The 16,200-nt window shown below is 52.5% G+C and carries 23 protein-coding genes and 3 tRNA genes; 18 read left to right on the top strand and 8 right to left on the bottom strand.

What is annotated here, in order from left to right; translation table 11 throughout:
- The first annotated feature begins 34 nt into the window (after positions 1 to 34).
- The 4 genes from pgsA (at position 35) to ACI2J2_RS08740 (ending at position 1,031) form a co-directional block, all read left to right on the top strand.
- Complete coding sequence (gene pgsA / locus ACI2J2_RS08755) at positions 35 to 583, top strand: CDP-diacylglycerol--glycerol-3-phosphate 3-phosphatidyltransferase (RefSeq protein WP_209632685.1); 549 nt, start codon at positions 35 to 37, stop codon at positions 581 to 583.
- Between the two features lie 145 nt (positions 584 to 728).
- Positions 729 to 804 (top strand) — tRNA-Gly (locus ACI2J2_RS08750).
- A 57-nt stretch (positions 805 to 861) separates the two neighbouring features.
- Positions 862 to 935, top strand: a tRNA-Cys gene (locus ACI2J2_RS08745).
- A gap of 10 nt (positions 936 to 945) precedes the next feature.
- Positions 946 to 1,031: transfer RNA gene (locus ACI2J2_RS08740), tRNA-Leu, on the top strand.
- 143 nt (positions 1,032 to 1,174) lie between these two features.
- On the opposite strand, the gene ACI2J2_RS08735 is transcribed toward ACI2J2_RS08740, so the two are convergent.
- The 6 genes from ACI2J2_RS08735 to ACI2J2_RS08710 all read right to left on the bottom strand — a co-directional run bounded on the left by ACI2J2_RS08735 (position 1,175) and on the right by ACI2J2_RS08710 (position 5,824).
- Positions 1,175 to 2,191: a phage integrase central domain-containing protein gene (locus ACI2J2_RS08735; RefSeq protein ID WP_404759882.1), complete on the bottom strand. Its 1,017-nt coding sequence runs from the start codon at positions 2,189 to 2,191 to the stop codon at positions 1,175 to 1,177.
- Complete coding sequence (locus tag ACI2J2_RS08730; RefSeq protein ID WP_122078423.1) at positions 2,192 to 2,416, bottom strand: DUF4224 domain-containing protein; 225 nt, start codon at positions 2,414 to 2,416, stop codon at positions 2,192 to 2,194.
- Between the two features lie 216 nt (positions 2,417 to 2,632).
- Positions 2,633 to 2,806, bottom strand: a complete 174-nt coding sequence (locus tag ACI2J2_RS08725; protein WP_201895455.1) for a hypothetical protein — start codon at positions 2,804 to 2,806, stop codon at positions 2,633 to 2,635.
- A gap of 4 nt (positions 2,807 to 2,810) precedes the next feature.
- Positions 2,811 to 3,311, bottom strand: coding sequence for a siphovirus Gp157 family protein (locus ACI2J2_RS08720; protein ID WP_122078427.1), 501 nt, complete (start codon positions 3,309 to 3,311; stop codon positions 2,811 to 2,813).
- Positions 3,308 to 5,467, bottom strand: coding sequence for a hypothetical protein (locus ACI2J2_RS08715; RefSeq protein ID WP_404759881.1), 2,160 nt, complete (start codon positions 5,465 to 5,467; stop codon positions 3,308 to 3,310). The genes ACI2J2_RS08720 and ACI2J2_RS08715 overlap by 4 nt, the downstream gene beginning before the upstream one ends.
- Before the next feature lie 39 nt (positions 5,468 to 5,506).
- A complete protein-coding gene (locus tag ACI2J2_RS08710) occupies positions 5,507 to 5,824 on the bottom strand; it encodes a hypothetical protein (RefSeq protein WP_404759880.1) in 318 nt (105 codons plus the stop codon).
- A 393-nt stretch (positions 5,825 to 6,217) separates the two neighbouring features.
- Here ACI2J2_RS08710 and ACI2J2_RS08705 point away from each other — a divergent pair, with 393 nt between their 5' ends.
- Positions 6,218 to 6,454: a hypothetical protein gene (locus ACI2J2_RS08705; protein WP_404759879.1), complete on the top strand. Its 237-nt coding sequence runs from the start codon at positions 6,218 to 6,220 to the stop codon at positions 6,452 to 6,454.
- On the opposite strand, the gene ACI2J2_RS08700 is transcribed toward ACI2J2_RS08705, so the two are convergent.
- Together ACI2J2_RS08700 and ACI2J2_RS08695 are read right to left on the bottom strand one after the other, a co-directional pair.
- Positions 6,417 to 6,629, bottom strand: a complete 213-nt coding sequence (locus ACI2J2_RS08700) for a hypothetical protein (protein WP_404759878.1) — start codon at positions 6,627 to 6,629, stop codon at positions 6,417 to 6,419. The genes ACI2J2_RS08705 and ACI2J2_RS08700 overlap by 38 nt on opposite strands.
- Before the next feature lie 181 nt (positions 6,630 to 6,810).
- Positions 6,811 to 7,218: a helix-turn-helix domain-containing protein gene (locus ACI2J2_RS08695; RefSeq protein WP_404759877.1), complete on the bottom strand. Its 408-nt coding sequence runs from the start codon at positions 7,216 to 7,218 to the stop codon at positions 6,811 to 6,813.
- An 82-nt stretch (positions 7,219 to 7,300) separates the two neighbouring features.
- Here ACI2J2_RS08695 and ACI2J2_RS08690 point away from each other — a divergent pair, with 82 nt between their 5' ends.
- The 13 genes from ACI2J2_RS08690 to ACI2J2_RS08630 all read left to right on the top strand — a co-directional run bounded on the left by ACI2J2_RS08690 (position 7,301) and on the right by ACI2J2_RS08630 (position 16,145).
- Complete coding sequence (locus tag ACI2J2_RS08690; RefSeq protein ID WP_404759876.1) at positions 7,301 to 7,504, top strand: Cro/CI family transcriptional regulator; 204 nt, start codon at positions 7,301 to 7,303, stop codon at positions 7,502 to 7,504.
- A gap of 61 nt (positions 7,505 to 7,565) precedes the next feature.
- On the top strand, positions 7,566 to 8,018 hold the full coding sequence (locus ACI2J2_RS08685; protein WP_404760282.1) for a toxin YdaT family protein: 453 nt from the start codon (positions 7,566 to 7,568) through the stop codon (positions 8,016 to 8,018).
- Between the two features lie 25 nt (positions 8,019 to 8,043).
- Positions 8,044 to 8,262 carry a hypothetical protein gene (locus ACI2J2_RS08680; protein WP_201895448.1) on the top strand — a complete coding sequence of 73 codons (219 nt, stop codon included), beginning with the start codon at positions 8,044 to 8,046 and terminating at the stop codon, positions 8,260 to 8,262.
- Positions 8,263 to 8,309: 47 nt separating this feature from the next.
- The gene (locus tag ACI2J2_RS08675; RefSeq protein ID WP_404759875.1) at positions 8,310 to 9,110 is read left to right on the top strand and encodes a hypothetical protein; all 801 of its coding nucleotides are present in this window, start codon (positions 8,310 to 8,312) and stop codon (positions 9,108 to 9,110) included.
- Entirely contained in the window at positions 9,107 to 9,712 is a 606-nt protein-coding gene (locus tag ACI2J2_RS08670; protein WP_201895446.1) for an ATP-binding protein, read from the top strand. Before ACI2J2_RS08675 ends, ACI2J2_RS08670 begins: the two co-directional genes overlap by 4 nt.
- Complete coding sequence (locus ACI2J2_RS08665) at positions 9,712 to 11,127, top strand: DnaB-like helicase C-terminal domain-containing protein (protein WP_404759874.1); 1,416 nt, start codon at positions 9,712 to 9,714, stop codon at positions 11,125 to 11,127. Before ACI2J2_RS08670 ends, ACI2J2_RS08665 begins: the two co-directional genes overlap by 1 nt.
- A 43-nt stretch (positions 11,128 to 11,170) precedes the next feature.
- Complete coding sequence (locus ACI2J2_RS08660) at positions 11,171 to 11,662, top strand: hypothetical protein (protein ID WP_404759873.1); 492 nt, start codon at positions 11,171 to 11,173, stop codon at positions 11,660 to 11,662.
- Between the two features lie 3 nt (positions 11,663 to 11,665).
- On the top strand, positions 11,666 to 11,911 hold the full coding sequence (locus tag ACI2J2_RS08655; protein WP_201895443.1) for a hypothetical protein: 246 nt from the start codon (positions 11,666 to 11,668) through the stop codon (positions 11,909 to 11,911).
- Positions 11,908 to 14,202 (top strand): DNA cytosine methyltransferase, encoded by a 2,295-nt coding sequence (locus ACI2J2_RS08650; RefSeq protein WP_404759872.1) that lies wholly within the window; start codon positions 11,908 to 11,910, stop codon positions 14,200 to 14,202. Before ACI2J2_RS08655 ends, ACI2J2_RS08650 begins: the two co-directional genes overlap by 4 nt.
- A gap of 242 nt (positions 14,203 to 14,444) precedes the next feature.
- The gene (locus ACI2J2_RS08645) at positions 14,445 to 14,636 is read left to right on the top strand and encodes a hypothetical protein (protein WP_404759871.1); all 192 of its coding nucleotides are present in this window, start codon (positions 14,445 to 14,447) and stop codon (positions 14,634 to 14,636) included.
- A gap of 68 nt (positions 14,637 to 14,704) precedes the next feature.
- Positions 14,705 to 15,298: a DUF1367 family protein gene (locus tag ACI2J2_RS08640; RefSeq protein ID WP_404759870.1), complete on the top strand. Its 594-nt coding sequence runs from the start codon at positions 14,705 to 14,707 to the stop codon at positions 15,296 to 15,298.
- Positions 15,295 to 15,582, top strand: coding sequence for a DUF1364 domain-containing protein (locus ACI2J2_RS08635; protein ID WP_153857220.1), 288 nt, complete (start codon positions 15,295 to 15,297; stop codon positions 15,580 to 15,582). Before ACI2J2_RS08640 ends, ACI2J2_RS08635 begins: the two co-directional genes overlap by 4 nt.
- Complete coding sequence (locus ACI2J2_RS08630) at positions 15,579 to 16,145, top strand: antiterminator Q family protein (RefSeq protein WP_404759869.1); 567 nt, start codon at positions 15,579 to 15,581, stop codon at positions 16,143 to 16,145. The genes ACI2J2_RS08635 and ACI2J2_RS08630 overlap by 4 nt, the downstream gene beginning before the upstream one ends.
- Positions 16,146 to 16,200 lie beyond the last annotated feature (55 nt).

Raw genomic sequence — 16,200 nt, 5'->3', positions numbered from 1 at the left:
ATTTCCACTCCAGCCAGATAGTTACCCTAGCATTATGCAATTGAATATACCGACTTGGCTTACTCTGTTCCGCGTAGTTCTGATCCCATTCTTTGTACTGGCATTTTATCTGCCATTCACTTGGGCTCCGATGCTATGCGCCGTTATCTTTGTGTTTGCTGCCATAACCGACTGGTTTGATGGTTTCCTCGCCCGTCGCTGGAAGCAAACTACCCGTTTCGGGGCGTTCCTTGACCCGGTGGCAGATAAGGTGATGGTGGCTGTGGCACTGGTGCTGGTGGCGGAACATTACCACACCTGGTGGATCACTCTGCCTGCGGCGACCATGATTGCCCGTGAAATTATTATCTCGTCACTGCGTGAGTGGATGGCGGAGATTGGTAAACGTAGCAGCGTGGCCGTATCCTGGATTGGTAAAGTAAAAACCATGGCGCAAATGATGTCGCTGGTTGGATTGTTGTGGCGTCCAGATCGCTCCGTTGAGTATGTCTCTTTTGGTTTGTTGTACATCGCAGCGGTGCTGACTTTCTGGTCAATGTTCCAATATTTGAACGCTGCCAGGAAAGATTTGCTGGAACCCTGATCAAAGCGGTGCAAAAATCGTCAAACAAACGTAATGAGACAACAATTTTATTGACTCATTACGTCAGGTAAGTAGAATGCATCGCATCAGACGGCAGCAGTGATTTGCCGAAAGATAGCAAAAAAATCAGTAAGTTCTGATTGATGCGGGAATAGCTCAGTTGGTAGAGCACGACCTTGCCAAGGTCGGGGTCGCGAGTTCGAGTCTCGTTTCCCGCTCCAAATTTGATAAAGCTGGTGTTTCACGAGCTTTAGCCTGAACAAGGCAAATAGAATTTAGGCGCGTTAACAAAGCGGTTATGTAGCGGATTGCAAATCCGTCTAGTCCGGTTCGACTCCGGAACGCGCCTCCAATTTTCCCGAGCCCGGGTGGTGAAATCGGTAGACACAAGGGATTTAAAATCCCTCGGCTTATGGCTGTGCGGGTTCAAGTCCCGCCCCGGGTACCAGGAAAATAAATTTCAGAATAATCAAAGCAATAAGTAGTAATGTCGTGACCGCCGGAAGGCGGTTTTTTTGTGCCCTAAATCACCTTTCAGAACATCTTCAGAAGATGCTTTCAGAAGATAAAATCTGAAAGCAGCATAAATATTCATCCTTTCTGATTACCCACCACCGGCACTATTTTCACTTTGCGATCGTAAATTGCCGTTTGGCTTGCATTTTTGTGGCCAGATATCGCCTGCTTATCTGTCAGCGAACCGTCCAGATCGGAAATGCCTTTCGCTTTGAGGTCGTGATAGGTGAAGTCGAAATCAAGATCGGGATTTGCAGCGATAGCCGCCAGCTTTGCATTGCGCCACTGGGTGTTGAATCCATCGCGGGTATATCGGTTGCCGTTGCGCTGGTGGATCACGTATACGCTGGAAATGCCGTCTTTGATTGGCAACGTGTCGGCTAATGCCACGGCCGCACGAAGTCGGTCTGACCAGGCTTTGATTTGCTTGGCGCCAGTCTTCCCTTGACGGATAAAGATCCCCGGCTCTAAAATCTGTGCACGGTTTAGCATAAGAACATCAGCCTGCCGCGCGCAGCAAAGATATGCTAGCTCCATTGCGACCTTCACCGTATCCGGTGCAACGGCATAAACAGCGCCATACTCGGCGTCTGTGATATAGCGTTCGCGAGACTTCTCCTTGAACTGCCTCACACCTTTGCAGGGATTTCCTTTCACATACCCGCGCTCGTAGCTCCAGCCAAATACCCGAGACATGAACGTTTTTTCTCGGTTTGCCTGCGTCTTACTTTTCAGGCCGCGCTTATCCATGTATTTCCTGATGTGTTCAGGCTTAATATTATTCGGATCCATTTTCCCAAAAACAGGCATCACCTTTTTGGCATATTTCTGGTAATCCTTCTGCGAATCGAAGGCTAAATCAGTAAATTCTGCAGAGTTGAGGAATCGATCGGCCAAGGTCTTAAATGTCGCTTTGTCTTCTTTCTGGCTGATAAATTTCTCATACGCCACCCAGACCGCAGATTGTGCAGCATCGAGAGGGCAGAGCTTTATAGTCCTGCCGTCAGGATGCTTGAACTCGTAGGCGGACCGGCCGCGGGATACGCGCGATGGCATCCAGTTATCTGCGGGGTCTTTTCGTTTACCAGCCACTTACATCGCCTCGAAGTCTGGTTCTTCCGCCACCGGTTTCGGCGGCGAATTTCGGTATTTCACAGGGTTCAGGAAATGCCCCCATGTTGTTTTTGGGTGACCGTCCGGACGCTCAATAAAAAATATTCCAGCCCGTCGGAGTGCGTCACACTGTTTCGTCTTATAGTGGTGACCGGTCAACTCAATCATCTCTTCTTTCGTGATTATGTCGTGATCGTTTCGCATGGTCTTTCCTCGGTTCAATCATCCTGGCGATTGCGTCGTCGGTTACACGACACGCCTCGATGACGTCTTGCTCGCTGAGTTGCGTTTTCCGTACGCTGGCCGACAGCCGGCCGATTTTGAGATCGAAGTCAGAAAGTAGGCGGGCGCCTGGTTGCCATCGCTGCATTGTGGTTGCCTTGTTGTGAGGTGTCCCACAATGCTAGCGATGGCGGCGGACTATTTCTGATTAGGCTTAATCAACTTTGCTGGCGGCGGTGAACTGCTGATCTTCACATCCAGCGGTAGGTTGTAGGTAACTTCACAACGGCGATCCGTCATGATGGTTCCTATGCGCCCATCGGGCAGAGTGATATAAGCGGGTACGCCGCGTCGTTGAGAACGATTAAGCATCTGATTACCTCACCTGCAGCGAGCGTTCGCCGATCTCAATGTGCGCGCCTTTGACCTCGACACCGTTCTCGATCGCTTCCTTGATGGCTTTTTTGTCCGGAGTCACCAGCGTTTGCACAGTCACCAGTTCATCAGGTAGCAGGTCTGCGTTCTCGATCACCACACTGGCCCGGCCTTTGGCCGCAGTAAAGGTATTGGTCGTGGTTTTGAGTTTGTCCTGGCCGGATGCTAGCAGGCATGCCAGCACATACTGACGGATGGATTTGGCGCGATTCTCGAACGACTTTTTACGGTCAGCCAGGCGCTTAACTTCTTCATCAACCGTCTTGGCCAACCCTTCAAGATTACGGACGTGGATAAAGGCGGCGTCGAGCTTGTCGCCCAGCGCACCCTCGATACCTTCAAGAGTATCGGCAATCATTTCTGGCGTCAGGTCGTCGGAGGTTTCGATCAGTTGCTGCAGCTTGGCGTAGTCAGATGCTAATGCGATTGCGGTGATGCTCATGATGTTTTCTCCTCGTTGGACAGGGCGGTGATGCGTTCATCTTTCAGCGTGGTTAGGCGGCGTAGGCGAGCGGCAAGATATTTGGCGTAATCAGTGTCACCGACTGATTCCGCAGCCTTGCGGCTGGACTCAATTTCGCGGGCTATCGAGCCATGGACCTTGTTTGCTTCGTTGATAGTTACCGCGCCCTTGAGGGTTTCCGCGACTCTCGTAAGCTTATCGTCAAGCTCTTCGCGCAGACGGGTAACACCTTCGGCTTTATCGCTGGCATTCTTGAGCGCGAACTCCGCATCGTTCTCTTGGCGATAGGCTAGATCGTCGTACAGGCCGAGGAACACGTCAGCGGAGAAGCCGAGCTGTGACAGGGCTTTTTTGGTGGCATCCGTGAGGGATTTTTTCGGCGCTTCGCCATCGCTCATGATCCCGCCTTTCTGCGTTGCAAAGATGTATGGTGTGCAACCGTAGGCAATCACTTCGCCAGTTTTATCGCGGAGTTTGTATCGCAGACGAATTGTTACTACGTGGTTCACTTCACATAGATATCCACCTGCACCATTTGGGATGATCTCTTTAGCAAAATTACCGTCGTCTTGCTTGGCTGTTCGCATAATCGGTGCACCGTCAATGAAACGTTCCTCGATGACCTCCACACGCCAGTTGATGCCCTGTGGCCCAAACACTTTGGTCGCCTGCATAACCATGTAGGTGCCGTTGATCGATGTGCCTCCGCCGTTGTTGCTGAAAGCTTTTGTGAATTTGGCATCGGTTTTATAAACGCGATTCCAGATGTCGAGGTTGTCGCGATCCTCCACTGGCTGCTCGGAGAGTGCTTGCTCAACCTGTGCGGCGCGTTGCTGGAAATCATCGGTTTTAAGCTGCTTTACGAGCGTTTCGGCGCGGTCGGCGTTCTCTTCTGCCTGCTGCAGCTGGGGGGATTTTTCAACTGGGGCATTGGCATAAACGCCATAACCCATTTGATCCAACTGCTCTTTGGCCTGCTGCGCTGTCGCGTCGGTAACTTGGGTTTGTTGCTGTACGACTTCCGTTTTTCCGCCTTGATTTGAGGCGTTATCTGCTGCCGCCGCTGGTTTTTCATGCTGCTCGGCACTACCGGTCAGACCGTCAATCGAGAAGCGGCCGCCGCCGAGGTTTTCCACCTCGACATTTTTCTCGGCCTGCTGGCCATAGTTTGCCAGCTCAGTGCATGCCGGATGTCCAGCAAGGCGAGTTTTCACAAAGTGCAGGCGCTCTTCATCGTTATTTACTAACTTGAGGTTTTTCAGCCCTTCGGAAATGATCGCATGGCGGGTGTCTGTATCAACGTTAAGGATACCGATTATCACCCGTAGAGTTTTGTCCCACGCACGCCATACGGAATCGCGTGCTGCGATAATTTCTTTCGCGTTTTTTACGTCGGCGGCTTTCGCGTTGTCAGGGTGAACTGACATGACTGAAAGTGCGACGTGCATATCCAGCATGTTGTAATCAGGTATGCCTTCGGTGTTACTCACTTTGGCGTTGGCGTTGGCGTTCAGCTTGATGCTCTCGCGATCCCGAGGATTATCAACCCATGCTTGAGCAAAGGCGTTCACGTCCTCCCTGGACGGCATGCGATCGCCAGCGTTATCAAAAATGGCGGTGATAAGGTTATAAATACCGGCTTGATGCATAGCGCCTACTGCTTCCACGGCAACCAACCCATCGATCACCGCGCGCATGCCGGTGTCGTCTGGTGTCTCGTCGTCATTCAGTAAGTCAACCACAAGCGATAGCTGGCTATTATCGATCTCGGTGTCGCCATACATGACAACGGCTGCGATCTTGACGTTGGCTGGTTGCGCCAGCAGGTCAACGGGTCCGGTTGGTAGTTCCGTTTCTGGCTCCTTTTGAATCCAGACACTACCGTCAAAAACGTTATCCTGCGCGAATTGCTCGTCAAATTCTCCGACCGGTGGGCGAGGGTAACCGGGCTGATCTTCCACAGTTTTTGGGTTGAAAAAATTATCAACGCTTTCAGGGTATTTTTCGTAAAGCTTGCCGATCGCAATACCTTCGGCCGCTTTCTTGTTTGGTGCTTCAAGGGCAATAACAAGTGGTACAGCCCCGTTGGCCTGGGCCTTTTTCTTTGGTTCAAATAAAACGATATGAATAGCCATTATTGGTCTTTCCTATGGTTGTGCGCTGGTCAGGCGCGTTTAGTACGGCAGTTCGTGAACGTCGATTTCTGAATGTTCGATGCACAGCAACTGCTGAATCTGATCATCGATGAGGATTTGCTGCTGATGCGAGCTTGCGGCGATGCGCTCTTTCTGTGTGCGCAGTGCTTCAACCTGTTTGCCGATCAGATCAATCGGTTCAGGCTGGTCGACATCGATGATGATTTGGCGGGTTTCCAGCAGCACATACTCCGGGAACTCGGACATGTCAGCTGTTAAAACAGTGATTTTCTGTTCGGCGAATTGGGATACATTCGCGTGGATATAGAGCGTGACTGGTATCTGTAGTGCTTTCATAGCAACTCCTGATATAATGCTTGCAGATCAGTGGTGCAAGCCATTGGTCTTTCCTAGAAAGGTCGGTTGGTAGCCGGCACCCTCTTGGTGGGGTGGTTCCCATCAGGGTAATTAAGCTCGCTTCGGCGAGCTTTTTTACGTCTGTAGGTTGCCGGTTACGTTATCCGGCGCCGCATCACCTGGTCGGGGTTTAGCGGCCGTATCATTGGTCTTTCCTCGGTAAGCACTGGTCAGGTGCCGCGGTCTGTTCCCGCCGTCATATCGTGACTGATTAGGCCATTGGTCTTTCCTATCCACACTTTCCCGCTGTGGCCGCGTAATTGGTGCCGGGATACATCACCACGCCCGGCCGTGTTATCCTTGCTATTCCACAACAGCAAGAAGGATTTTTGTATGCCAGAGATTGAAACGCTCAAAGCCGAGTTGGTTAAAGTGAGAAGCGAGCTTGAGTTTCACAAGGCGCTGTTTCTAACCATCCTCCGCGAACTTCCACCCTCCGAAAATTCTGCTGGACTCATGTTGAAGTACGGTAAAGCTGTCAGTGATTTGGATTTAGTCGATGCTGACTTAAGTAAAAAAACGCCAACAACCATCACCCAAGTTTTACAGTTGAGAGGTACGCGTAAATAGCGTCACTTTCAATCTTGGTGCCGTTATGCTTACTGACGGTATCAAGTGCTAAATCAAGAATTGCTTTTGCATTTGAAACACTAACTTCGCCGGTGGTTTCGTTAAGGCTGCTACGAAGAGCCTCGATAACCTCGCAAAATCCCACCACTACACAATCTGAAACTGTTGTTTCCATCACTTCCTCCAATGCCCGTCTTCCCGAGCCGCCAGAACTTTTTTCTGAACAACCGCTGCAGGGTTAGTGCGCTGTTGATGGGAGTAAATTTAATGTAGGTTAACAATCAAGTCAAAGGATTTTTGTTTATATAAGTTAACAAAATGAGTGTGGGGAATCTAAAGATATGAAAATAAGGAGATTATTTTTTCTTGCTGGACTTCCTTGCTTGCAGTAACTCGTAGAAAAGGCGGTTGAAATCATCCACTTTTGCCTGCAAATCCGCGACGTGACGGCCTTTTTCGGATTCAGGTAATGAGCGGAATAGATCTAACAGCTGAGTCTCCAGCTCGCTCAGGTTCATTTGCTCCGGTAATTCTTCCGGAGCTGGTGGCTCAAGGGTTTCGTCACCATAAAGCACCCAGGTGGGGGAGCATCGTAGTGCCTTGCTGAGCTGGAATAAATGTCGTCCTGCCGGTTCGTTATCATCACTTTCCCACTTTGAAATGGTTACGTGAGAAACATGAGCCAGTTTACCCAATTCGCGTTGAGTATATTTCAGTTCTGTTCGGCGGCTCTTGATGCGCTCGCCAGGTGTCGTTTTTATCATACGGTTAATATAAATTTACTTGACTTAATTTACCTTAACTCTTAATTTTGTTTCCACAAGTTAACAAAATGGAGTCACCAATATGCGAAAAACCGAAGCAGTTGAATACTTTGGTAGCCCGACAAAACTTGCTAAGGCAGCTGGTGTTTCGCTACCTGCTGTTTCTCGATGGGGAGACATCATCCCAGAGCGTCGAGCGGCCCGTTTATCAGAGATAACCAATGGTGCATTGAAGTACGACATGACGTTGTACGACGTAGAGAAACAGCCACCGGAAATAGCTTAACCATTAACCCCACCAAAATCTGATTATGCGTAATCAAGTTTTGAGCGACAGGAGACGCGAAGTGGAAAACATCGAAAAACTGAAAGACGAAATATCAAATTGGGCAGCCGAGCGAGGACAGGAGCATGTGGCGATCGAGATCAGCCGGATGTGGTTTCTGTTCGGCGGAGAATCGGCAACCGTGCGTCTCCACCCGATCGAGGATGATTTCGGCCGGGCGGATTGGCGTGCCATCAACAACAACCGGCAGCAGATATTCCGCTGGCTACGTGGCGAGTCCAAAGCCGCCCGGGCGAAGGTGAGAGAGCTTGCCGACGCCATGGCCGCAGCATTGCCAGCTGAACGGCGCGCAAGGTTGGGCGGTGTATCCGTGCAGTATCTGCTGTCAGTGGCCATCCGTGAGTTTGCCGCGGCAGTGATCGCCATTTTGCTTGGCGCTTGTGATACGCCTCAACGAATAGCGGGGGCGCTAAACGCTCTACAAGATACCCAGCGCCTGACCAGCGTGCAGTAACCACCGGAATCTAGGAAAGACCAATATGCAAACTGACCACATCACATATCGGAACGGCTGGCGCCTGAATGGCATGCCTGCTGACGCCGCAGATATCAGACCGATTTTCGAAGATCGCCAGGCTGCCGCACATGCAATCTGGGAACAATACGAGCAGAGCAAGGCTGCGCTGCGTGTTCTAGACATGAGCCCCGAGCAGTACCAGGACGCCTGCCGGCAGATTGCTGACACTCTGGGGATTTGATCATGGCTATCAGAAGGGCGCCACGCCCAGACACTCGATTTTACACCTTGAACAAAGACATCAGCGAAGACATGCGCCTGTCATGGGGCGCACGTGGCCTGCTGATTTATCTTCTTGGCAAGCCGGATAACTGGGAAGTGTCCGTTGCCAGCCTGATCAATCAGACCGCTGACTCAGGTAAACCTGCAGGGCGTGACGCTGTGCGGGGGCTGCTAAAAGAGCTTTCATCAGCTGGATATTTACAGGCTGAGAAGAAGCGCGCAGATGGTGGAAGTTTCGACGGAATGTCGTATGTGGTCTGCGAATCGAGTGGTTTTTCACCGGAGACGGATTATCCGGCCCCGGCTAAACCGGCGACGGGTGAACCGGCCCCGGCAAATCCCCTACAAGTAAGTAATGAATATAAACAAGTACTGAATACAAACAAAAACACTCTTGTGCCATCTGACGACGGCACCCCTGAACAGGCCAAAAAAGCTGATTACCCTGCTGAGTTCGAAAAGCTGTGGGCAGAGTATCCGAAACGGGAGGGCAGCAACCCCAAGAACAAGGCTTATCAGGCGTGGAATGCTCGCCGCAAGGCTGGGGTGACATCGGAAGCTATGGCGGCAGGCTTACAGCGCTATGTGGCATTTTGTGGCGCCAAGGGACAGGTGGGCACCAGCTATGTGATGCAGGCATCGCGGTTCTTTGGGCCGGGGTTGGAGTTTAACAACGCGTGGACGGTGAGCAGCCAACCTGCACAATCCAGCGTGAAGCGGCATAGCGATACCGCAGCAGACCTTGAAGGGCGCAGCTATGAAACCCGTATCGGTTGGAAAAATAACACGCAGGAGGACAGGCAATGACTGGCGAGCAAGCGAAAAACACGACTGAAACTCTGCTTGAGCACTGTGGGGTGAATAAGCGTTTTCAGGACGCATCGATCGGTAGCTTTGCTCCGGTGAATCCACAGGCGCAGGAATGCTTGACGATTTGCCAGCAATTCACCACTGAGTGGCCTCAGATGCAGACTGCTGGATCCAACCTCTTGATGTCTGGCCGCCCGGGGACAGGGAAGACGCATTTGGCTGTTGGGATTATGCGTGAGCTGGTCGAGCATTATGACGCGGATGTGTATCTGACTTCGGCGCAGCGAATGATCCGGGCAATGCGCGATACCTGGCGACAGGATGCAACCAGGACGGAATACGAAGTATTGGGTTTTTACTGTGGGCTGGATCTGCTCATTATCGACGAAGTGGGCATGCAGAACGGTACTGACTCCGAACGCCTGATCGTGTCGGAAATTATCAACACCCGATATGAGCAGATGAAACCGACGGTTTTGATCAGCAATTTCACGGTAAAACAGCTCGAGGATTTCATGGGGTACCGCGCCATGGATCGCATTTTGGAAAGCGCAGCAGTGTTGGCGTTTGACTGGGAAAGTCAGCGGGGGCGTCTGTAATGGATTTTGGCAACCTACCGCAACCGCCTTACAGCATCGATCTGGAACAGGCGATTCTGGGCTCCCTGATGCTCAACACGGACGAGGACATGTCCTCCGCAGTGTTCGGCATACTAAAACCCGAAGCGTTTTACCTGGTGGCGCACAGAGAGATTTTCAAAGAATTGCGTGCACTGAAAAATGCTTGCCGACCGACAGACCTGATCAGCTTGCACGATGCGCTGGAAAGCAAAGGGGTACTCGAGCAGGTTGGCGGCTTTGCCTATTTGGCGGAAACCAACCGAAACAGCAGCCCTGCAGCGATGGTGAGTTATGCGCATGCCGTTCGTGACAAAGCTATTTTGCGATTCACGTTGGAAAAGCTGCAGGAATGTACCTCGCTGGTGCTGGCAAACAACGGTATGGGTACTCCCGAAAAACTGGAAACCGTGCAGCAGATGGTCACCGCCGTGGCCGATCATGCACGTACCGGCACTCGCGGCGGTTTGCGTCCGGCGCTGGATGTGGTGGAGGACTGGATCGAGAAGATGAATCGCCGTTTTGAAGACCCCGATGCCGCGGGTGGTTTAACGCTGGGGATCGAGAGTCTAGACCGACTGATGCACCCGAAACAGGTGCTTCGCGGCGCGCTTGTCGTGATCGGGGCTCGCCCAAAAATGGGTAAAACGGCGGTGTACAACAAAATCGCCACGCACTTTGCTTTGAATCACCGTCTGCCGACCCTTGTATTCAGTCTGGAAATGACAGACGACGGCATCATCGAAAGGATGGTGGCTCAGGAGGCGTGTGTTAATTCCGAGATGTTTTACATCGGACCGGATGATGACATTGCCATGTCTCGGGCGATGGCCAAGGCTGCGGAACTGGCAGAGTCCAATCTGATGATCGACAGCACCCCCGGCGTGACGCTGGCGCACATCCGCAATGAATGTCGAAAGGTAAAGCGTCAGCGCGGCGTACTGGGGCTGGTGGCCATCGATTATTTGACCCTGATGAAAGCCGAGGCTGCCGAACGCCGTGACATTGCCTATGGGGACATCACCACCGGCCTGAAAAACTTGGCGAAGGAATTGGATTGCCCCGTATTGCTGCTGACCCAGCTCAACCGAAAACTGGAGGAGCGCGCCGACAAACGACCATGGCCAGCGGACAGTAAAGATACCGGACAGATAGAACAGGACTGTGATGTGTGGATCGGTTTGTATCGTGATGCCGTCTACAACAAAAATGCGGACCCTAACCTGATGGAGCTGTTGTTGAGGCTGAACAGGGAAGGGGTAAGCGGCACCGCGCATGCGTTGATGGTTGACGGTTATATCAAAGACATCAGCGATGAAGAGGCTGCACGCCTGGGGCAGAAAGGCCAGACATCAGAAAAGCGTTACAGCAAAAACTCCAAGATCGAAGCGTTTTAACTCGCGCCTGACCAGCGTGTGAATCAACCAAAAGGAAAGACCTATGAGCACTACAGAATTAATTTTTGCGAAAGACCCCGGCGCCGAAGTCATTGACGACGGCTGTGATCACACTGCGCTGATTATCTGGCATATGAACGCCAACGCCCGAGTACGCTCTGGCTCGACGCTTTCCCGGCCACCAGTGCCGGAACAGGTAGTCCCTCCGAAATTTGCCCGTACGCCTGCGAAGGCTTCGAAAAGGGCCTCCAGTAAGAAAAAAGCTTTCACAGTTGATTTCCCTACTCGCAACCTGGCGGCAGTGATGATGGGCAAAACGTTGTCCTATCATGGCATTCTCACTGCGCTGAATAAACATTACCCCGATCATGGACTGACACATCGGCACCTGCAGACCCGCATCTTGACGATGATCAACTCCCCTCACGTCGAAATAACCCGCCATGAAAAACCGGTACCGGAATTCACCCTCACTCACGTTGACGGGCAGTTCTATGTCAACTCAGAGAAACAGCAGCATTTAGCAAGAGGGTGACCTATGGCCGGGCAATCGGATTATCTCCCGCCCGGCTTACCGCACAACCGCGGGCTCTGGCCGCAGGAATATCGAGATCTGGAAAACCTCGACCTGCGCGCCAGCGGCCTTATCAAGAATCTGTATGCGCGAAAAATCCAGCGCACTGCAGTGACTGACGCGATTAACGCGGTACCGGAAAACTATCGGGAACATTTCAGGGCACGCCTGAACTATTGGCGTGAACGCAGAGAGGGGAAGGGGCAATGATTTGGCCAACAGAAGTACAGCAGTGCGCATCGTCGGTGCTGCCGGTTCACGCGCTGAGCGGAGAAGAGCAGCAGGAAGTTCTGCAGCAGATTAACCAGATGTTCCTTAACCGTGTCAGTCCGCAGGAAATCCAGAAAACAGCGCATGCTTGGGCGCGCCAGAAACAGATCGTGGATTTCCGCCCTGATGCCGTTGATAACGGCCTGGTAGTTGTTGGGTTCGCTGGTGGCGGTGGAAGCTGCGAGGGCATCAAGCAGGCGCTGGGTTTTGAGCCGCATATTGCGATGAACCACAACCCGGTGGCCATGGCCATGCACGCCGTAAATCATCCACGCACGCTGCACTACCCGGAAGATATTTTCAGCGTAGATCCGAAAATTTCCACCGGCGGATTACCAGTGTTATTGGGATGGTTTTCTCCTGACTGCCGTCACTTCTCAAAGGCCAAAGGCGGGACGCCGGTCAAGAAAGAGATCCGTGGGTTAGCGTGGGTGGTGCTGCGCTGGGCGCTAGCGGTGCGCCCGCGTTATCTGATGCTGGAAAACGTCGAAGAATTCCGCTCATGGGGGCCGTTGAAGGCTGACAAAAAAGGAAACTTGTATCCTGATCCGGCGTACACCGGGGCAACTTTCCGTGCGTTTATTGGCATGTTGAGCCATGGTGTGGCGCCAGACTGTCCTGCTTTGGCAGAGGTCTGCGAATTCCTACAGATCGATATCGACAGCGACGACGCGCGCCGCCTGGTTAGCGGTTTGGGTTACAACGTCGATCACAAAGAAATGCGGGCCTGTGACTATGGCGCCCCAACTATCCGCAAGCGCCTATTTGTTGTCAGCCGCTGCGATGGCGAGGCTGTTGTCTGGCCTGACCCATCCCACGGCGCGCCGGACAGTGCCGATGTGTTGGCGGGCCAGCTGCAGCCATGGCGAACTGCCGCCGAGTGCATTGACTGGTCAATCCCGACACGTAGCATTATGGGCCGAAAGAAGTCGCTGGCCGACAATACGCTGCGCCGTATCGTGAAAGGGTTGAAGCGTTACGTTATTGACTGCCCGGATCCATACATCGTACAGATCGGACAGACAGGTTTCGGCGGCGATGGCCGGCAGTATGCCACCGGCACGCCGTTGACAACGGTCACAAGTAAAGCCGAGCACCTGCTGATCGAGCCATTCGCGGTGAAATGCAATCACACGTCAAACCGTACCAAATACGACTGCTTCCGGGGCCAGTCTGGCCGCTTGCCGCTGCAGACGGTTACGCAAACGCACGGTTTCGCGGTGGCGGCGCCGGTGGTAGTGCGTCAGTTTGGGAATAGCACAGGAAACCGCGCTGATGCGTCGGTAGGCACAATCATGCCTGGCGGTGGTGGCAAAACTCAGCTGGCCAGTGCGGTGCTGGTGGGCGCTGGCGGCCCGACGTACTCAGGCAAGCCGCGCAGCATCGCCGCGCCGATGGCAACCATTCCCACTGAGTCGCACTCCGCTTTAGCCGCAGTGCATTTAATCCGGTTCCGACAGGGCAGTAAGGGGCAGGGAGTGCTACGCCCGTTTAACACCCTGACGACAGGGGCATCAACTGGCCGCCCGGCTACAGGTGTGCAGCATGCTGTTGTTGCCGCCAACCTGATCAAGCACTACGGCGGAAACTACACCGGTGCAGGGCTGGGAATGGACGAGCCAGCGCACACGGTGACGCAGGTCGATCACCACTCGCTTTGCACTTCGCACCTGGTACAACTGCGCGGCACATGCAAAGACGGGCGGCCGACGAATTCACCAGCACCAACGCTCACAGCTGGCGGCAATCACATCGGCCACGTGACTGCGTACCTGCAGAAATATTACGGCAACGAGAAAGACGGGATAGACGTAGACGCACCGATGCACACGGTGCCGACGCATGACCGCTTCGGGTTAACCGAGGTGATGTGTGAACCGACGTTACTCACAGACGACCAGCGTTATAACGCCTGGTGCTGCGCGCGGTTGATGGACGTATTCAGCGACGAGCCGGATGATAGCCACATGTTCCCAGCACCGCGCCCGCAGTTTATCCCGGTTGGCGAATACATGGTGGTCGATATCTGCATGCGGATGCTTGAGCCGCGTGAGCTTTACAACGCCAACGGCTTCCCGCGCAGCTACATCATAGACAGGGATATCGACGGCACTCGTTGGCCGAAGTCTGAACAGGTGGCGCGTTGTGGTAACTCGGTACCGCCGCCGTTTGCTGAAGCGTTGGTTCGGGCAAATATGCCGCAGTATTGCGTATGGAGGATGGCCGCATAGCAAAAGTCGACCCCGCCTTAGTGCGGGGGTTTGTGTGGGGAATGGGTAAATAGTGCTGGTTGGATATACAGTATTATTAATGGCAGTATATTCACAGGCTGAATTGTCGATCGTTAAAACCGATCGATATAGCACTCAACGATCTGTGTTACCTATTTGACCTGACAAAAACCAAGGACTTAGCTCTAAAGGCATGCAGGGAGATGGAGGGATAACAAGCAATCTCAAAGATTGAGGTGTTTATGATTGATTTGAAAGAACTTAACGACCTTCTCCCTGTTGATGGCCTTGTTGTTATTCGTCGAGAAAAGGGCAACACCGTAGGTTTGCGCCTGGTCAAAGAAGATGAGCATATTTCTACACTTAACGCGATGTTGGAAGTAGCAAAATTGGCGGGCTATTCGATTGTCGCCCCTAATGGAAACAAGCTATAATCAATGAGCTGGACTGAACACCCAGCCCATTCAATTCTGAACAACTGCTGCGCTACTGGAGACTCCCAATGGCGCAGTATTCGTACACAAAGACAGCAGGAAATCTACTGGTGCCGACCACTCGGGAAACCAGGGACTTTTTGCAAACCAAAAAGATAGGTTCGGTTCTTTACGCCGATTTCAAACAGGCGCGAAATCCAGCTTTTCACCGTAAGTTATTTTCACTCCTGAACCTTGGTTTTGACTACTGGCAACCGACTGGCGGTGCAATATCCCCAAGTGATAAAGCGTTGGTGAATGGCTACGTCAAATTCTTGGCTTATTATGCTGGTGGTGAAGATGCGCTGCAGGCGGCAGCTGATGAGTATTTGGCTGACGTGGCAGAGAAAAGGGCCGGGAATATCAGTGTAGCCAAATCCTTCGAAGCGTTTCGTGCCTGGGTGACCATTCAGGCTGGATTTTACGTTGAATATACTATGCCCGACGGCAGCGCCCGAAAAGAACCTAAATCGATCTCATTCGCTAAAATGGACGATATCGAGTTCGGCGAGTTTTATAAAGCCGTGCTCGATGTGCTCTGGAACTACATCCTTTTCCGCACCTTCCCCGATCAACAGTCCGCAGAGAATGCAGCAGCCCAGCTTATGGGGTATAGCTCATGAGCAAATTAACCAAAGAAGCCCGCGGCCGCGACTGTCAAATCCGGATCCCTGGGTTCTGTAATTTCAACCCAGAAACCACCGTATTGACACATTACCGCATGGCGGGAACCTGCGGCACAGGGATTAAGCCCGACGATGCGCAGGCAGCATGGGGATGTAGCGGGTGCCATGATGCCTGCGACGGTCGAACAAAAACAGAATACAGCCGTGAGGAACTTCGACTTTTCCACGCTGAAGGAGTTTTTCGCACTCAGGCTATTTTGCGCAGGGAGGGCAAGCTATGAACGCTGACGGCCTGAAACTGACTGAAGAGCAAGAGGCTTGGCTGCATCCTTGGCTGGAGCGGTGGGGTGCTTGGGTTTATACCGGGCGATTGGAGCGCCGGCAGAGTAGTATCATTGCCGAATACATGGCAACGGTTGAGCCGAGTAATTACCCAGAGCGCCCAATCTGCAACGATGACGACGGTATGCTGATCACTCGCGTTGTGGACAAACTACACGCAATCGATCGCCGAGCGTTTGGCTTACTGCTGAGCCGTTACGTTCATGGTTCATCGGATCGGGCGATCGCCAACTACTACCATGCAGCAGCAAAACCCCGGCAGATGGCCCGTCGGTGTGGTGCACCAGCCTACCGTAAACCGTCACATAGAACCTGCCGGCGGGAAGTCGTTGAAATACTATCTGCAGCTGAATACTTGTTGTATCAACCCTTGCAAGATGCGTTTATTGAACGCGAACAGGAACGAAAAAAGAAAAAAAATGATGCGAACGTGTTGACATCTATGGACCAATGGTCCAGTATTTCGACATACGCTGCCGTTTGTGTATGCGTAACAAGATAAGAGCCCGCCACGTGCGGGTTTTTTTATGTGCGTTTGTAAAGATAAGCATTGGTTA

Source organism: Serratia sp. NPDC087055, assembly GCF_044900985.1.
Taxonomy (GTDB): Bacteria; Pseudomonadota; Gammaproteobacteria; order Enterobacterales; family Enterobacteriaceae; genus Serratia.
The sequence above is the reverse complement of the archived record's forward strand: the minus strand, read 5'-3'. Positions and strand labels throughout refer to the sequence as shown.

Coding starts and splice junctions, on each gene's coding strand:
- ACI2J2_RS08630 (WP_404759869.1), top strand. CDS start 15,579: ATGAACGCTGACGGCCTGAAACTGACTGAAGAGCAAGAGGCTTGGCTG.
- ACI2J2_RS08645 (WP_404759871.1), top strand. CDS start 14,445: ATGATTGATTTGAAAGAACTTAACGACCTTCTCCCTGTTGATGGCCTT.
- ACI2J2_RS08700 (WP_404759878.1), bottom strand. CDS start 6,629: ATGGAAACAACAGTTTCAGATTGTGTAGTGGTGGGATTTTGCGAGGTT.
- ACI2J2_RS08720 (WP_122078427.1), bottom strand. CDS start 3,311: ATGAGCATCACCGCAATCGCATTAGCATCTGACTACGCCAAGCTGCAG.
- ACI2J2_RS08635 (WP_153857220.1), top strand. CDS start 15,295: ATGAGCAAATTAACCAAAGAAGCCCGCGGCCGCGACTGTCAAATCCGG.
- ACI2J2_RS08695 (WP_404759877.1), bottom strand. CDS start 7,218: ATGATAAAAACGACACCTGGCGAGCGCATCAAGAGCCGCCGAACAGAA.
- pgsA (WP_209632685.1), top strand. CDS start 35: ATGCAATTGAATATACCGACTTGGCTTACTCTGTTCCGCGTAGTTCTG.
- ACI2J2_RS08725 (WP_201895455.1), bottom strand. CDS start 2,806: ATGCTTAATCGTTCTCAACGACGCGGCGTACCCGCTTATATCACTCTG.
- ACI2J2_RS08665 (WP_404759874.1), top strand. CDS start 9,712: ATGGATTTTGGCAACCTACCGCAACCGCCTTACAGCATCGATCTGGAA.
- ACI2J2_RS08670 (WP_201895446.1), top strand. CDS start 9,107: ATGACTGGCGAGCAAGCGAAAAACACGACTGAAACTCTGCTTGAGCAC.
- ACI2J2_RS08715 (WP_404759881.1), bottom strand. CDS start 5,467: ATGGCTATTCATATCGTTTTATTTGAACCAAAGAAAAAGGCCCAGGCC.
- ACI2J2_RS08650 (WP_404759872.1), top strand. CDS start 11,908: ATGATTTGGCCAACAGAAGTACAGCAGTGCGCATCGTCGGTGCTGCCG.
- ACI2J2_RS08710 (WP_404759880.1), bottom strand. CDS start 5,824: ATGAAAGCACTACAGATACCAGTCACGCTCTATATCCACGCGAATGTA.
- ACI2J2_RS08640 (WP_404759870.1), top strand. CDS start 14,705: ATGGCGCAGTATTCGTACACAAAGACAGCAGGAAATCTACTGGTGCCG.
- ACI2J2_RS08690 (WP_404759876.1), top strand. CDS start 7,301: ATGCGAAAAACCGAAGCAGTTGAATACTTTGGTAGCCCGACAAAACTT.
- ACI2J2_RS08680 (WP_201895448.1), top strand. CDS start 8,044: ATGCAAACTGACCACATCACATATCGGAACGGCTGGCGCCTGAATGGC.
- ACI2J2_RS08655 (WP_201895443.1), top strand. CDS start 11,666: ATGGCCGGGCAATCGGATTATCTCCCGCCCGGCTTACCGCACAACCGC.
- ACI2J2_RS08705 (WP_404759879.1), top strand. CDS start 6,218: ATGCCAGAGATTGAAACGCTCAAAGCCGAGTTGGTTAAAGTGAGAAGC.
- ACI2J2_RS08730 (WP_122078423.1), bottom strand. CDS start 2,416: ATGCGAAACGATCACGACATAATCACGAAAGAAGAGATGATTGAGTTG.
- ACI2J2_RS08660 (WP_404759873.1), top strand. CDS start 11,171: ATGAGCACTACAGAATTAATTTTTGCGAAAGACCCCGGCGCCGAAGTC.